The organism is Arenibacter catalasegens (assembly GCF_002909235.1).
Classification (GTDB): Bacteria; Bacteroidota; Bacteroidia; order Flavobacteriales; family Flavobacteriaceae; genus Arenibacter; species Arenibacter catalasegens.
Window position 1 is genome coordinate 256,058 of the sequence record NZ_PHQQ01000003.1, and the last position, 12,868, is coordinate 268,925.

The 12,868-nt window shown below is 39.1% G+C and carries 8 protein-coding genes; 3 read left to right on the forward strand and 5 right to left on the reverse strand.

Translation table 11 applies throughout. The features are described from left to right. Positions 1 to 13 precede the first annotated feature (13 nt). On the reverse strand, positions 14 to 997 hold the full coding sequence (locus tag CWD90_RS04740; RefSeq protein ID WP_103474770.1) for a YHYH protein: 984 nt from the start codon (positions 995 to 997) through the stop codon (positions 14 to 16). A 36-nt stretch (positions 998 to 1,033) separates the two neighbouring features. Beyond that, positions 1,034 to 1,324, reverse strand: coding sequence for an EF-hand domain-containing protein (locus CWD90_RS04745; RefSeq protein ID WP_103474771.1), 291 nt, complete (start codon positions 1,322 to 1,324; stop codon positions 1,034 to 1,036). A 191-nt stretch (positions 1,325 to 1,515) separates the two neighbouring features. Between CWD90_RS04745 and CWD90_RS04750 the strand changes: the two genes are divergently transcribed. The 3 genes from CWD90_RS04750 to CWD90_RS04760 all read left to right on the forward strand — a co-directional run bounded on the left by CWD90_RS04750 (position 1,516) and on the right by CWD90_RS04760 (position 6,615). Beyond that, positions 1,516 to 2,547 carry a sensor histidine kinase gene (locus CWD90_RS04750; RefSeq protein ID WP_103474772.1) on the forward strand — a complete coding sequence of 344 codons (1,032 nt, stop codon included), beginning with the start codon at positions 1,516 to 1,518 and terminating at the stop codon, positions 2,545 to 2,547. Continuing rightward, complete coding sequence (locus CWD90_RS04755) at positions 2,534 to 3,211, forward strand: LytR/AlgR family response regulator transcription factor (protein WP_192877987.1); 678 nt, start codon at positions 2,534 to 2,536, stop codon at positions 3,209 to 3,211. Before CWD90_RS04750 ends, CWD90_RS04755 begins: the two co-directional genes overlap by 14 nt. 716 nt (positions 3,212 to 3,927) lie before the next feature. Continuing rightward, positions 3,928 to 6,615, forward strand: a complete 2,688-nt coding sequence (locus CWD90_RS04760; protein WP_157941157.1) for a glucosidase family protein — start codon at positions 3,928 to 3,930, stop codon at positions 6,613 to 6,615. A 9-nt stretch (positions 6,616 to 6,624) separates the two neighbouring features. Here CWD90_RS04760 and CWD90_RS04765 read toward each other — a convergent pair whose 3' ends face one another. The 3 genes from CWD90_RS04765 to CWD90_RS04775 all read right to left on the reverse strand — a co-directional run bounded on the left by CWD90_RS04765 (position 6,625) and on the right by CWD90_RS04775 (position 12,855). Then, the gene (locus CWD90_RS04765) at positions 6,625 to 9,366 is read right to left on the reverse strand and encodes a family 78 glycoside hydrolase catalytic domain (RefSeq protein WP_103474774.1); all 2,742 of its coding nucleotides are present in this window, start codon (positions 9,364 to 9,366) and stop codon (positions 6,625 to 6,627) included. Between the two features lie 448 nt (positions 9,367 to 9,814). Beyond that, on the reverse strand, positions 9,815 to 11,413 hold the full coding sequence (locus CWD90_RS04770) for a glycoside hydrolase (RefSeq protein ID WP_103474775.1): 1,599 nt from the start codon (positions 11,411 to 11,413) through the stop codon (positions 9,815 to 9,817). A 14-nt stretch (positions 11,414 to 11,427) separates the two neighbouring features. Further along, a complete protein-coding gene (locus CWD90_RS04775) occupies positions 11,428 to 12,855 on the reverse strand; it encodes an arylsulfatase (protein WP_103474776.1) in 1,428 nt (475 codons plus the stop codon). Positions 12,856 to 12,868: the final 13 nt, after the last annotated feature.

Below are 12,868 nucleotides of genomic sequence, written 5' to 3' on the forward strand. Positions count from 1 at the left end.
TTCTTTATTAATATTAGTTGGCGTAAGCCCCGTTTAAACAATTAATGAAGCTATTTGAGCCAGGTGCAGCTACATGATAGTGATACCCCCGTGTCTCGTCCGTATGCCCCCTACAATCATCCAAATCCGTAGGTTCTTCCCCATTGGCATCCAATTGTGCATAAAGGCCGAACCCGTCCATGGCATAACCGATCATAGCCGAATGACTATCGTCTTGTGCCAATTGGGTAGATACTCCAGTCGCGGCGTGATAATGATAACCGGCATTTAAATTTATATGCCCTCCTGCGTCATCAAAAGGAGCCAAAGTATAGGCGCCTAAAATGGCGTCTGTAGGCGCCGGAGCATCAAAAACAACCCCGTTAAAAGCTACACCCCTTTGGGAAGGTCCGTTGCCGCCCATCCCTGGAGGGCCAAATCCACCAAAATCCGTAGAAGTCGATTGCTTAACAGGCGTAATTGGAAGTATATACGTCTGAGTTAAATCTGTAACATAGGAGGGTAGACATTCCACACAAAAATTTTCGTACTCTTCCCCTACATTCGGGTTGGCAGCATTGGCACAATCATCTTCCGTTTCAGTGGTATATATATCCCCATTGGCATCATACATTTTCCATGTGCTATCGTTATAAAAATTGGCCATGTTTTCAATAAAGGCACCATCTACATCATACACTTCTCCATTTTCCAGCCAAATTCCACCTGCCGATGCATCATCGGATATATTGTCTGGACACCAAGGTCCCATTTCATGGTCTGCCGGTGTACTGGTAGCCACAATCTGATAACAGTCGGTTGACGTGCCATCGGAAAGTGTACAGGGTACCGTTGTAATGGTAACGGATCCATTACTTGTCAGGAATAAGGATGCATCAACATTTACAACCGTAGACTCATCTACAGTATCGTTATCATCGGTACTATCATTACTGCAACTATTGCAGGACATTAAAAGCATGGTGCCTACAAATAAAAGTGGAATTAAGTTTTTCATATTTTTGTTTTAGAATTTTACAATTGGGCTCATATCCTATTCACGCTTCCGCCCTTTGGGCTTGGGAGCTTTTTCTAATTCCTCTTTGGTGATGTAGCCATCTTCATCGGTATCTATTTTCGCGAAATCATCTTTTATGGGGCCCTTTAATTCCTTCTTAGAAAGTTTTCCGTCCTCGTCCTTGTCCATTTGCTTAAAAATTTCGTCAACTGTTGGCGGTTCTTTTTGCCCTTGACCGCCCTGAGGCTGTTGTGCGTTAACATTAGCGCTAAAAAATAAGCTTACCATTGCTGTTAATACTGCTGATTTTACTATCATTTTTTTCATTGTAATTGTTTTTAGAATTCACTATTTCGACTACAAAGATGGGCAATGGTTGAACCCTAAATGGATCCATTCAGCGAACCAAAGGAAGTTTTAAGCCAATGCCACCTTAACAACTGTGAACATTACATTTAGGTCGGCATACAAGCACCATTTTCGCACTGGCATGAAAAATATTTCCGTTTATTTGTATCATGAACAAAACAAAACGATTTCTCTTTCACATCTTGCTATGGCTTAGCGTATGGCTCATGGCTTGGTTGCTTATGACCGATGATGTGCTCTTTCTTCAACGGAATACACTACCTTTTATATTGCAAATTGTAGTTGTAGCCGTATTGATCTATTATACAGCTCCAGCTCTTTTATTTAAAAAAAAGTATGTTCTTTTTGCAATCGTTTCTTTGATTTTGATTGTTTTATGTTCAGTCCTGGTTTCCCAAACTCTTATGGGAATACTAGGAGGCCCGCCAACACATGAAGTAGGTCCACCACCTGGAGCACGACCCAAGGCGCCACCTCAATTTTTGATCCACTTTTTGGTGCTGTCTATTGCCTATGTGCTGGCCACCTTTGTAGAGACATTTTTGTTCGCTCAAAAGAAGGAAGAAGAAACCATCCGCAATAAAAATGAAAATCTGCAGACCGAACTGAAACTACTAAAATCACAGATCAACCCTCATTTTTTATTTAACTCCCTAAATAATATCTACGCCCTATCCGTTACCAATTCGGATAAGACCCAACAGGGCATAAGTACTTTGTCCAATATGCTACGTTATGTTTTGTACGAATGCGAACAAGCTTTTGTACCCCTTGGAAAAGAGGTCGATTACATAAAGGATTATTTGGCCATGTACGTCTTAAAAAGCAGCAAAACCTATCCCATACATACCGAATTTCAAATTAAAAATGATGCTGTACAAGTAGCGCCAATGCTCTTTATCCCCTTTGTTGAGAATGCCCTAAAGCATGGTAATTTGGAAAAGATTACCGATGCCTTTTTAAAAATCAGTATCTTTTCGGACGACAAAAAAATCTATTTTGAAATTGAAAACAGCATTCCCAAAGAACCGATGCACCAAGACAAGGTTGGAGGAATAGGACTAGAAAATGTAAAGAAAAGATTGGATATACTATATCCAAAAAAGCATACCTTAAAGATTCAAGAAGAAGCAACTTCTTTTAAAATACAACTACAAATAGATTTGAATGGGGCCAATTAAATGTTTAATTGTAGACGATGAGGAGCTGGCACGTAGCCTGCTCCAAACTTATATTAAAAAAGTGAATTTTTTGGAATTGGCGGCCGATTTTGAAAATCCCTTGGACGCCATTAAAGTTTTAAAAGAACAAAAAATAGACCTCCTATTTTTGGATATCCAAATGCCCGAAATTAAAGGTACCGATTTCGCAAAAATGATTCCGGATACCACACAGATCATCTTTACCACAGCCTACTCCGAATATGCACTAGAGGGTTATGAACTAAATGCTGTGGACTACCTGCTTAAACCAATAACATTTGAACGATTTCTAAAAGCGGTCAACAAAATAAAAACAAACACTGATCAGGAAGCATCGGAAGATTCTATTATCGTTAAATCAGGTTACGACCTACATAAACTGAGGTATGATGCCATTCTTTATATTGAGAGTGATAGCGAATACGCCATTTATCACACCACAGAAGGTAAAATTATGAGCAATCAGAGCCTAACGGCTTTGGAAAAAAAATTGCCAAAGGAATTGTTCATGAGGGTGCACCGGTCCTTTATCGTTAATAAGAAAAAAGTGAGTGCCCTGAAGGGAAAGGATCTGTTTATTGAAAAAGTGGCCATTCCAGTAAGCGCCAGCTATTATGACTTGGTGAAAAGTGAACTTTTTTAAGGGTTCCTGTTATAGTATAAAACATATCACTAATTATTTTTAGGCCTTAATCCACTCCTAAAAAACTATTCATCCCAAATAGCCATAACTAATATGCCGGTTCTTTTTCTTATGCAGGATTCCCATTAACCTTAACATACCCAGTCTTACCTACAGAGGTAATTCTAAACTTACTTGACGGAAACTTGGTAGTTTACTATTACTTAAAAATGGGTTGCCTCACCATGTCAGGGCCTTCCTGCCTGGCAGCATTAATGGACCAATCCTGAAAAGGAATATATAAATATAGCCCATACGCAAAAATATAGTCAACAGGCAGATCAATCATTTTAGTTGAATCTGAACGGAACATGTAACATTGATTTTATTTCAATTGGCAATTATCATAGTAAAACTGCCCCTCTATAGATAAATTCGTGTCTGCATGTGTTTTTTTAGTTAAAAATGACTTTGTCCAAGCAAAGCTTCGACCAAGAAATTTCCGATTATGAATCTCCAAAAAATAATTACTTTACCACTACCTTAGGGCAATACGCAGAAGGTCGGAACAGAGTCCAAAGGGTTAAAATCTTACATTCATTTTCGATTTGTTAAATTTATCTTATCTTAAAATTTATTCTATCAATTGTCTTGAAAGGGTAATTAAAATCAAAACCAAACTTGCTATTTGCCTTAATAAAAGGCCAAAAGGTTCTAAGTATAAAAAAGTTATAATTATGATAATAAAATTGGCGCCAACACTTTTAATTAGCATAATTACCACACTTTTGTTATTGACATTACCGGCTGAAGTATATGCTCAGGACAAAATTTCCATTGAATGGAGGGCAGGAAAACCTTCTGGCTCCATTGAAGTACTACATGGCACTCTTAAAAAAATTGAAATTATCCAGGGACAAGGAACAGTTAAAGGCAATGCCTTTGAGTTCTCCTCCAAATCGGCACGAATATCATTGGAGATTGAGAATAGCAAGAATCAATTAGGTCCACTAGCCACCTTAATTTCGATAAAAACCGGTAGGTTACCATTCTCTTTCTTTTTGAGGGATGTCACAGTAAATTATCCTATATATATTCCTAATTATTCAGTGGTAGTACTTAAGGATGTTGACAAACGATCTTATTCCGAAGTGCAGTCCAAAATTTCAGGAGACAAGATACTGACCAAGCTTCAAAAAATTGAAATTGAGCCGGAGGAATCTTTTGAAGTAGCTGGAACCAAATCGCTAAACCAAAGTGTTCCCACCTTGCTTGGGTTATCAAGGGATTTTAGGATTTTTAAGATTACTGAAAGTATGCCAGACAATCCTATGGCACAAAACGTCATGACCCCTACTTTTTCTTCTGCACCTCTTATGATTTCCAAATTTAGTCATCCGCCGATTGCTTATCAATACACTGTAGGGCGTGGGGTTGGGAATAGCATAAATACACATCGTCATCTGGAGGAAGGGATTTTACCAATACTTAATTCGATACACATAGATGATGATATAGAATACCATTCTACTTACTTTGTGTCTTTGGAAAAATCACTTCTTGCCCATCAAAAGGGCACTGATTTTTTAGTTGCAGATCAGCATAGTACAGGACACATGCTTACCCCTGACCAAGAAGAAAGAATGAAAATCAAGCTCGACGCGTCTTTTGACCCGAATGAAGAAACGGTGCTTTATTTTAAGTCTGAAATCACCAATAAAGGAGCAGTCCCTCGCTATGCTTGGTTCAAAACCGTAAACCCGGTAAGTTCAAATTACAAATATGACCCTCCAACAGGATTCTCATCCTTTGCTACAGACACTGTGTTCGCTATTTCAAAGTTGAACGGAAAGCCTTTAGAGAACGAAGAAATGGCAGTTCTGATACCCCCAAATGAAACGGTAATTTTGGAGTTTTATGTTCCGCATTCACCAATCTCGAGTAAGCGGGCTATGGCGCTTTCAAAACTAACTTTTGAAGAAAAATTCTTAGAGTGCAAGAGTTTTTGGCAAAACAAGTTACAAAAGGGAGCCCAAATACATGTGCCCGAACAACGTATTGATGAAATGATCAAGGCAGGTATTTTACACCTGGACCTGGTTACCTACGGAAACGAACCTCACGGTACACTGACCCCAGCTATTGGGGTGTATTCCCCTATAGGAACAGAAAGTTCGCCAATAATTCAATTTTACAATTCCTATGGATGGCCAGATATTGCCAAACGGTCTTTAAATTATTTTTTGGAAAAACAACATGAGAATGGCTTTATACAGAATTTTGGCCGATATATGGTAGAGACCGGTGCCGTTCTTTGGTCTATTGGGGAATACTACAGATACACCAAGGACAAAGAATGGATTGAAAAAATAAAGCCAAAACTGCTTAAATCCGTAAACTTTCTACTGGAATGGAGAGATAGAAATAAGATTGATTCCCTAAAGGGCAAGGGATATGGACTAATTGACGGTAAAGTAGCCGATCCGGAGGACAATTTCCGTCAATTTATGCTCAACGGATATGCCTATCTGGGTTTAATCCGTACCTCAGAGATGCTAATGGATATAGATGTGAAGCAATCCAAACGCATACAAAGGGAAGCGGAGGAATGGAAAAATGATATCCAGGAGACATTTTATAATTCGGTAGCTGGGTCACCTGTTATTCCTATGGGTGATGGCACCTGGAGTCCTACCGCTCCTCCTTGGGCAGAAGCCAAGGGACCAAGAGCTCTGTTTCTTGAAAAAGAAAAATATTATTCCCATGGTACCTTCACTGCCCCCGATGCACTCATAGGACCTATGTATCTGGTGTTTACCGAGGTATTTGATATTAATGATGACATTACAAAAGTTATTCTAGACTATCATGGTGAACTTTTTTATCAGAATAATTCAGGCTTTAGCCAACCCTACTATAGTCGTCATAATTGGATACAGGCAAAATTGGGAATGGTAAAGCCATTTCTTAAAACATACTACAATACTCTAGCTGGATTAGTAGACAGGGAAACCTATACTTTTTGGGAGCATAACCACCAGATAAGCCCTCATAAGACACATGAAGAGGCTTGGTTCCTAATGCAAACCAGATGGATGTTATACATGGAAGAAGGGTCCGTACTCCATTTATTGAAAACAGTCCCCCGAAAATGGTTGGAAGACACTAAAAAAATTGAATTATTGAATGTTAAAAGTTATTTTGGGCCTTTAACGGTCAAGGTTCAATCCAAGGTTGCCAATGGGATTATAGAAGCCACGATTTTATGTGCTTCTGATAGTAGACCAGACGAGGTGACTATAAGGTTGCCCCATCCAGAAAACAAAAGACCGACTGAGGTGATAGGTGGGGAGTACGACTCGGATACCGAATCGGTGAAAATTAAACACTTTAAGGGTGAAGCCAAGGTCATCCTTAAATTTTAAATAAGCACATTATTTAACGATTACTTCATAGTGGCCCGAACCCAAGTCAAAGTAAATCTTATTGGCATCCATAATCTTGTAGTCTACTGGATCGCCATTTACGAATAATTTTTCTGAAGGGGCTACCTTTAGATATACCGTAGCCTTTGTATTTACAGGAATTTCCAGCTTTAGAAGAAACTGTACCTCATTTTTTATCCAATCTGTTTTAATCCAACCGTATGGGGAATGAAAACTTCCTTTTGCACTACTAATCCCTTGAACAGGTTGAGGCTCAATTCTTATATGATTATAAGCAATTGAATTGTCTTCTTGTGAAATTCCAGCAATCCCTCCGTAAAACCATTCAAAAATATGACCCATCGCCAGTTGGTTCCAAGATTCATTTCCGTCCCAAGTCTCTATTAAGGAGGTAGCCCCTTTTTTAAGTTGATAGCCGTATCCCGGAACATCATCCCGATTTGTCATATCGAAAAGAAGTTGCTGCTCGTTATTTTTGTATAACGCATCCACCAAATAACGGTGACCAACATCTCCCGTGGTCAACATTTTACCATAGGCCGTAATCGAATTCACAAGGTTTTTTAACACAATGGCCTTATATTCAGGTTCTACTATATCCATACTTATAGGCATGGCCATGGCCGTTTGACTGCCAGTGGCATAAACTTTGGTTTCCTTATCAAAAAAATTTTCGTTGAAAGAATCCCTAATATTCTTTGCCAAATCCATGTAATATGTTTCATCCTGGGTGTTTTCAATTAATCCTGCCATTTTACCCAGCGAATGAATGGCGTAATAGTAATATGCGGTAGCTGTTAATCCCATTGGGGTTAGGTTGGCAGGGCTTTTATGGTTAGGGCCAACATCCAACCAATCTCCAAGACCATAGGTCAATAAATTTCCTTCCGCCTTGCCCTCCAAATACTTGGCATATTTGACCATCATTGGATATGCCTTTTTCATAGTCCTAGTATCGCCATAGTATTTATACAGAAACCACATATTAAGAATAGCGGTCGTACCCCATTCGGGTGAATCTACAAATGGACCATCGAATTTGATATATTCTGGAACTGTATCAGGCACTAGACCATTATCGTATTGAGTATCCATGATGTTCTGAACCAAGCTATGGTACAAATTCTGAACCTCATAGGCATAGTTGATAGACTTGCGCATGAAATTCTGTTCACCTTGCCAACTAAGCTTTTCTCTTTGTGGGTTATCTGTAATATAGCTCTGTAGATTACTTTTTATAGCCCAATCAATTAAACTGTAAATCCTATTAAACAATTCATTAGAACAAGAAAATGAACCATTTTCAGGTGTTGAATTTCTATTGTGCAGTAACTCTATATCCAATAATTCAGGTAGGGTGGATTCGCCGTTCGAAATATGACCAGCTTCTCTTGATACCTGAACATAACGAAGGGCATAATAGGAAAACTTGGGCTGCCATATCTCCTCTCCATCCCCTTTTAAAGTATAGGAATAGGTATGATTTGGGGCAATACGTTGATCTACGGCACCATTTTTAAAAAGTATTTCACCTGGGGTCAGTTTTATGGTTTGTCCGGCCTTTCCCCTTACCTTGATTTTTAAAATTCCAGAAGCGTCTTGATTAAAATCATATACAGAAATCCCTTTTTCTAGCTCCTCAAGTCCAACTGCCTTCAAGGTATCAACCAATTGAACGGGATAATCCATTTCGGGCAATAATTCACCCAAAGGAGGTTTTACAAGAACCGCTTGTCGCCAGACCTTATCGTCAAAAGAATTCATATTCCATCCCTTTTGTTCCAATCGTGCGTCATAATCTTCACCACCAAAAATAGTATTGAAGGTGATTGGCGAAGGACTTGTTTTCCACGTATCATCAGAAACAATAAAATCAATAGTACCATCGGTATATTCAATTTTCAATAAGCCAATCATTTTAGGGTTTCCAAAGGCTCCTGTGCCTTTTACATAGCGCTCCTGGGAAACATTATAAAATCCATTGCCCAGGGTAATCCCTAAGGTGTTCCTGCCATTTTGTAATTGATGGGTTATATCGTAAGAATTGTACAAAACCGTTTTGTCATAATTTGTCCATCCAGGAGCCAAAAATGAGTTTCCAATTTTAGACCCATTTATACTAGCTTCATAATGGCCTAAACCACTTATGAAAAATAGGGCCTTTTGTATTTTTTTTGTCGCAACAAATTCCTTCCTAAATAAGGGCGATACCGCATTGCTTATTACTTTGGGATTATCCGCATCCATTTTTCCATGAACAAAGGGAACTACCCGCTGGGAATCCAAAAAATGTTCATATCCTATCCATTTCGCATTTTTCCAATCATTGTCAGAAAATAATCCTGTGGTGAAATATTGATTCCCACTCCATTTGAAACTATTATCTTTATTGTTCCAAACCTTAACTTTCCAATGGTATGTTTGTGACGGTTCCAGGGTCTTACCGGGAAATTGTATTTGGATGGATTGTGAACCTTTCTTAACGCCCGAATCATATACATCAAATTTATTGGAGTCTAATTTGTCCGCGGTTGTTGATATTACCAATTGATAGGCGGTTTGAAAAACAGATTTTTGCTCGCTCCGCAATTCCCATGAAAATATAAGATTCTCAAGGGGTACTCCCAAGGGATTTATTTTATTCTCGCAATAAGCAGTACCCACTGTGATTTGCGCGTTTATGCTGATAGACAATAATAACATTAATAATATCGGGGCCTTTTGCTTCATAATTTAAAAGTTACATACTGCCAAAAACTTAAAGTTGTACGTATTGTTGATTTTCTATTTCTGCAGACATAAAACATACTCATGGATTATCATTGAACATGACACCCACTTCTTTACTTAAAAGTTAAAAAAACACTTACCACTATTAAACCTATGCGTGGCAAACGACAAGTTCACATGAGATTACTTTGAGCCTAAATTTACAGTTATTTTATTTCTTATGGATTCCATGGTGTAAATCCTTTTGGCTATGAATAAGGGATGTATACATCCTCTGGATTTAACTTACTAAGACTGGATTTAGTACCGTCCGTAAATCAATTCTTTCATATTTTTGTGTTCTGGATAGAGCCCAACATTTTTTTTGCCACTTGAACTGCCTAAAAGCGCTAGGGCACAACGGAATTCCTAATCTTGTAGAAATCACATTACGATATACTTAAATACTTTATTCCACAGCATCCAACACAAAAGTTGTCACCGATTTTCCAAGGACCTCGATCGAGTTGTTTATTGAAAAGCCTTTGTCCATTTTGTGAAGGTTGAAGGATTCGTTGGTTATGTAACTATTCACCCTTGTCTTTGTTAACAATGCCATATTCAACTTTAAATCGATAGCTTTATCCTGTTGATTTACCACCACGACAACTATGCTCTTATTCTGGTTTTTATAGGCGGACACCAACACCCCATCCTTTAAATTACCCTCCTCATTGATACCCTTGTAGTCCACTAAAACCCTTATAGCCCCTGGCCTTATGAACCTTGAGTAATTGCCCAAGGCCCAAAGCAATTTGGAATCGTAAAAATTGCCATCCTCAATCTCCTTGTCAACATAAACAAGTCCGTCCTTAAAATCGTATGGGCTCATGGCCAACCACCAATGCCAAGCACTCGCATTGGCAATGGTTAGATCGGCATGGATAAGACGGGCCACATAAAGTGCCGTCTGCATGCCCAAATCTCGGCCTTTTCCCTTTATTTCCTTATTGTTCTCCAAAATGCAGTATTCGCTCATCCAATATTCCAACGAAGGATATTTTAGTAGTTTTTCTGCTATTCGCTGTCTTTCCCTTTTAAGTTTTTGAATATCCCAAGTAGTAAAATAGCTATGTGCCGCAACCTTTGGAGCCACCGATTTTAAATTGGCTAGAAAGTTGGGACTCTCTGGGCTAAAAAAGGATTCAATTTGATTGCTCCTGTTCTTATGCTTTTCTTTTTCCCCTGTTAAATAGTCTATGGCCCCGGCCTCCGTAAGCTCTATTTTGGAATCTATTTTTTGATGGATAAAAACAGAATCGATTACCCTTGTGGCATCTGCCAATTCATTATTGTTCCAAGGAGAACCTTCCTGCCCGCCTTTCCATTCCCACTGAGGTTCGTTGAACGGACTTATGTAATCAAAATCAATGGCCAGACTATCCTTAAAGTGGTGAAGGAAATTTGCCAAGAACGCCCCATAATCTCCATATTTGTCCTGGGATAAATTAGCAGCCAATCCGTCCTCTGAATGCGCCTTATTGTTCCTTGTCATTTGTATGGGCGGACTATTCACAAAAGCTATAAATTGCCCTACCCCTCGTGCTTTTGCTGCCTGTAAAAACCATTGTTGTCCTGCTTGCTTTCGCCAATCGTAACTCCCATTGTCTTGCAAAAAACCTTCTGCCCTTCTCCATGAATCTTTTATCCCGCTTTCGCTTCCTTGGGCTACACTTCCTGCCCCAATATTAAATCGCCAGGCCGATAGCCCAATTCCCCTTGGTGACCCATCAGTATCCTTTTCCATACTAAACAGCCAATCGGCCATTTGGTTCCTTTTATTATCTGGCCATAAGCCCGTATACTGGGCCGCCCATGCATCGGAAGCTGCGAAGTTGTGAATGGTCTGATATTCCTTATCAATTAAAATATCAACCTTTACCATCTCCCTTTTCTGCGAAAAAGCAAAATGGGAAATGATTACAGCACAAGCAAAAATAACATTGAATTTTGTTTTAAAATATTTAGGGGCTTGTTTATCCAGTAGTAAATTACATCTCTTAATCATGTATCTATCACCGTTTATTTAAATTGAAATTCCTTGGACGGTGTTCTGCTTCTACTTAATTCCTCAATGAGTTCTTTGGCCTTTTTGGGGTAGTCCTTAATAACATTCTTAGTTTCACTGGGGTCTTCTTCCAGGTTATAGAGCTCATAATCTCCTGCTTCGTTTACATTATACCTTATTAATTTCCAATTTCCAGCCAATAAGGCCTGTCTACCTCCGCGTTCATGAAATTCCCAATACAAATAATCATGTTCCTTTTGGTTCTTTTTACCCAGTAACGTAGGCAAAAAAGATATTCCATCCATTTCCGATTTCACTTTTATATCCAAAAGATCGGCAATGGTAGGCAGGATATCCCAAAAGGCAGAAATATGATCCGATTTCGTGTTTTTTTCAATTTTATGAGGCCAAGTTGCAATCATGGGCACACGAATTCCTCCCTCGTATAGATCGCGTTTGTAACCTCTGTAAATCGAATTGCTGTCAAAGTAATCAGGGTCCGCACCTCCTTCTTCATGCGGTCCGTTATCGGATGTAAAGATAATTATGGTATTGTCTGTCAAGCCCAACCTTTCTATCTTCTGCATAATTTCCCCCACTTGATCATCCAATACATTTATCATGGCTGCAAAGGCAGCATGTGGATATTCTTGGGATGCGTAGGGGCCTTTTCTATATTTGGGACCATCATCAACCCCTTTATATGGACTCTCCGGCTCCAAGGTGCCCTTATACTTATCCATATAAGGGCTAGGTGCCACAAGTTCTGCATGCGGCATGATAGAGGGGTAATAAAGAAAAAAGGGATTGTCTTTATTTTTATCAATAAAGTCGAGCGCTTTTTTATGGATCAAATTGGGGGCATATTCGCCAGTAGCTTTGTCCTTGTTCCCCTCCAAAATAACTTTTTCACTATCGTTCCATAAAAAGTAGGGGTAATAATTATGCGCCAAAGTCTGATTAATATAGCCGTAAAAATGATCAAAACCCTGACTTAAGGGATCACCTACAGACCCAATATTTCCCATACTCCATTTGCCAAAGGCACCTGTGGAATAGCCCTTTTCTTTTAAAACCTCTGCTATTGTTACACTTTCGGATGGCAAGGGCACAGCTTTATTCCCCCTAATTGGTGTATGTCCCGTATGCTGCCCCGTCATCAATGCAGATCGGGAAGGAGCACAGACCGTTGACCCGGAATAATGCTGAGTAAAAATCATACCTTGTTCAGCCAGCTTATCAATGTTCGGTGTTGAAAATTTCTTTTGGCCAAAACAACTTAAATCACCATACCCCAAATCATCCGCAAGGATGTAAATGATGTTGGGCCTTTGGTTATCACTAACAATTTTCCCTGCGTTCTGCGCACCGCCGTAAAGGGTTAACAATAGGATAAAAAACAGTAGTGGTATTCTTTTTCTGATGGTCCTTAATCGCTTCATGTTTTATGGATTT

Coding starts and splice junctions, on each gene's coding strand:
- CWD90_RS04760 (WP_157941157.1), top strand. CDS start 3,928: ATGATAATAAAATTGGCGCCAACACTTTTAATTAGCATAATTACCACA.
- CWD90_RS04765 (WP_103474774.1), bottom strand. CDS start 9,366: ATGAAGCAAAAGGCCCCGATATTATTAATGTTATTATTGTCTATCAGC.
- CWD90_RS04775 (WP_103474776.1), bottom strand. CDS start 12,855: ATGAAGCGATTAAGGACCATCAGAAAAAGAATACCACTACTGTTTTTT.
- CWD90_RS04745 (WP_103474771.1), bottom strand. CDS start 1,324: ATGAAAAAAATGATAGTAAAATCAGCAGTATTAACAGCAATGGTAAGC.
- CWD90_RS04770 (WP_103474775.1), bottom strand. CDS start 11,413: ATGATTAAGAGATGTAATTTACTACTGGATAAACAAGCCCCTAAATAT.
- CWD90_RS04750 (WP_103474772.1), top strand. CDS start 1,516: ATGAACAAAACAAAACGATTTCTCTTTCACATCTTGCTATGGCTTAGC.
- CWD90_RS04755 (WP_192877987.1), top strand. CDS start 2,534: ATGGGGCCAATTAAATGTTTAATTGTAGACGATGAGGAGCTGGCACGT.
- CWD90_RS04740 (WP_103474770.1), bottom strand. CDS start 997: ATGAAAAACTTAATTCCACTTTTATTTGTAGGCACCATGCTTTTAATG.